3 protein-coding genes are annotated in these 2,516 nt (G+C 64.1%); 2 read left to right on the forward strand and 1 reads right to left on the reverse strand.

Annotated features, from left to right (window positions below):
• On the forward strand, positions 1–1,005 hold a 1,005-nt coding region (locus tag ACIQ17_RS32980), incomplete at its 5' end, for a prolyl oligopeptidase family serine peptidase (RefSeq protein WP_398473786.1).
• Positions 1,006–1,084: 79 nt separating this feature from the next.
• On the opposite strand, the gene ACIQ17_RS32985 is transcribed toward ACIQ17_RS32980, so the two are convergent.
• Positions 1,085–1,732, reverse strand: coding sequence for a TetR/AcrR family transcriptional regulator (locus ACIQ17_RS32985; protein WP_398473788.1), 648 nt, complete (start codon positions 1,730–1,732; stop codon positions 1,085–1,087).
• A gap of 151 nt (positions 1,733–1,883) precedes the next feature.
• Between ACIQ17_RS32985 and ACIQ17_RS32990 the strand changes: the two genes are divergently transcribed.
• Positions 1,884–2,516: TonB-dependent receptor plug domain-containing protein (locus ACIQ17_RS32990; protein ID WP_398473789.1), on the forward strand; the 633-nt coding region annotated here is incomplete at its 3' end.

Consider the following 2,516-nt stretch of genomic DNA (forward strand, 5'->3'; position numbering starts at 1 on the left):
TTTGCCCTCGATGGCACGCCGGAGGGGACCGTCGATCTGCCCGGCATCGGGACGGTCGGCGGCTTTCGCGGCGAGCAGGACAGCAATGAGGTGTTCTTCGTCTTCACCAGCTACAATATCCCGACAACGATCTATCGCTACGACGTCGCCGGCAACACCACCTATGTCTGGGCGAAGCCCGACGCCGGCATCGATCTCGATCGCATCAGCGTCGAGCAGCGCTTCTATCCGTCGAAGGACGGCACCCGCATTCCCATGTTCATCATCCGCCGCAAGGATGTCACCGGGCCGGCGCCGACACTGCTCTATGCCTATGGTGGCTTCGGCATCAGCATGATCCCGTTCTATGCGCCGACCCAGATGGCGTGGGTCGAGCAGGGCGGTGTCTCCGTCGTCGCCAATATCCGCGGCGGCGGCGAATATGGAAAGTCGTGGCACGATGCGGGCCGCTTCGCCAACCGACAGAATGCGTTCGACGATTTCATCGCGGCCGGTGAATATCTGAAAGCCGAAGGCATCACCTCGCCCGGTGGCCTTGCCGTGCAGGGCGAGTCCAATGGCGGTCTGCTCATGGGCGCCGTCGTCAATCAGCGCCCCGACCTGTTCGCCGCGGCACTGCCGGGCGTCGGCGTGATGGACATGCTGCGCTTTCCGCTCTTCACCGGCGGCGCGATGTGGATGGAAGACTTTGGTGATCCCCGGCAGGAGAAGCATTTTCATGCGCTGCGCAGCTATTCGCCCTATCACAATGTGACATCGGGCACCGATTATCCCGCGATCCTGGTCAGCACCGCCGATACCGACGATCGCGTCATTCCCGGCCACAGTTTCAAATATGTCGCAGCGCTCCAGGCAGCCGAACTCGGCGACAGGCCGCATCTGCTCCGCGTCGAGATGCGCGCGGGCCATGGCGCAGGCAAGCCCACCGATAAGGTGATCGACGAGACCGCCGATCAATGGGCCTTCATCGCGCATTGGACGGGATTGAAGGTGAAACAGCTGTGATGCGGTAGGATGGGTTGAGCGAAGCGATACCCATCACGACACGCGCCGGAGCCCGGGGTCCGGCGCTACGCGCCTGCACTCAACCCATCTTACGCCCCCGCGCGCCGTCGATGAACAATCGCCACGCCTTCTCGAAATAAGCATCCTGCGCTTCGCTGGTCGCATAAGTCGTGCTGCCCAGCATCGCAGTGATCATCGGCCCGACGGCGATACTGTTGATCAGGTGCCCGGCCAGAAACGTCACGTCGCCGGGGCCGATCTCGCCTTTTTCCTGCGCCGCGCTCAGCAGCGCGAACAGCCGGTCCATGATTGGATCCACAGGGCGGTTGGCGGCGGCTTGCCCGACCACCAGCGCCTCGCTGAAGGCGATGCGCTTGAAGGCCACCAGGGTCGGATCGAGATTGACCGTCAGCAGCCAGCGCGCGGCGGCGCGCAGTTGCTCCATCACATCGCCAGCGGCGCTCGCCATCGCCGTCTGGAAGTGCGCCTCGGTCTGCACCCGCGCATGCGCCACCACGCCCTCGAACAGAGCGAGCTTGGATGGATAGCGCCGATACACCGTGTCCTTGCCGACGCCGCAGGCCGCCACGACCTGCTCCACCGAGGTGGCCGCAAAGCCCTGCTGCGCAAACAGCCGTGACGCCATCTCGATGATGTGGAGCGATTTTGCTTCCACATCGCTCTTGCGCGGGCGTCCGCCTTTGGACGGGGTCGATGCAGCCGGCATTCAGGTCCTTTGATTGCGCTTCCGATGAATCGCGTGTTTCGAGCAATTCCAATCTCAGATTTGGTTTCCCTTGGCAATCAATCTGGACAGGACGGTCCCGTCCCGTTTATTTGTCGCACCCATTCGCGATCGGGGATACGGGGAATTTGGAATGGGAAGTGAGCACAAGATCGTCGTCGGTGCGGCCATTGCCGCGGCGTTGATGGGGGCTCCGGAGGCGACAGCGCAGACAGCACGCGAGGCATCGGTCGCGCTTCCGGCCGTCACCGTGCAGCCGCCCGAACGCCGCGCCGCGCGTCGCATGGCCACGCGGCCCACCATGCAGCGCAGTGTCGCCCGCACACCGGCGCGCGCACCCGCGGCCGCAGCGCCGGCGGTGCAGGCGGTGAATGCGACCAACACATCCGATCGCTATCTCGACAGGAGCTCCGGCACCGCCACGAAGACCGACACGCCTGTGCTGGAAACGGCGCAGTCGATCTCGACGGTGACGCGCCGGCAGATGGACGACCAGAACGTCCAGACCGTCGGCAATGCGCTGCGTTACACCGCCGGCGTCATCTCGGATGCCGATACGAATTCCCGCTATGACAGTATCTTCATGCGCGGCTTCGGTGCGTTCGGTCTCAGCACCAGCTATGTGAGCTTCCTCGATGGATTGAAGCTGCCGCGCGGCCAGGCTTTCGCCGTCGCCGCGATCGATCCGTTCCTGCTCGATCGCGTCGATGTGCTGAAGGGCCCGTCGGCGATGCTCTATGGCCAGACCAGCCCTGGCGGTCTCGTC

The sequence above is a fragment of the Tardiphaga sp. genome (genome assembly GCF_044340795.1).
GTDB lineage: Bacteria > Pseudomonadota > Alphaproteobacteria > Rhizobiales > Xanthobacteraceae > Tardiphaga.

Excerpts from the sequence above, each read along its gene's own strand:
- ACIQ17_RS32985 (WP_398473788.1), bottom strand. The coding sequence starts at position 1,732 with ATGCCGGCTGCATCGACCCCGTCCAAAGGCGGACGCCCGCGCAAGAGC.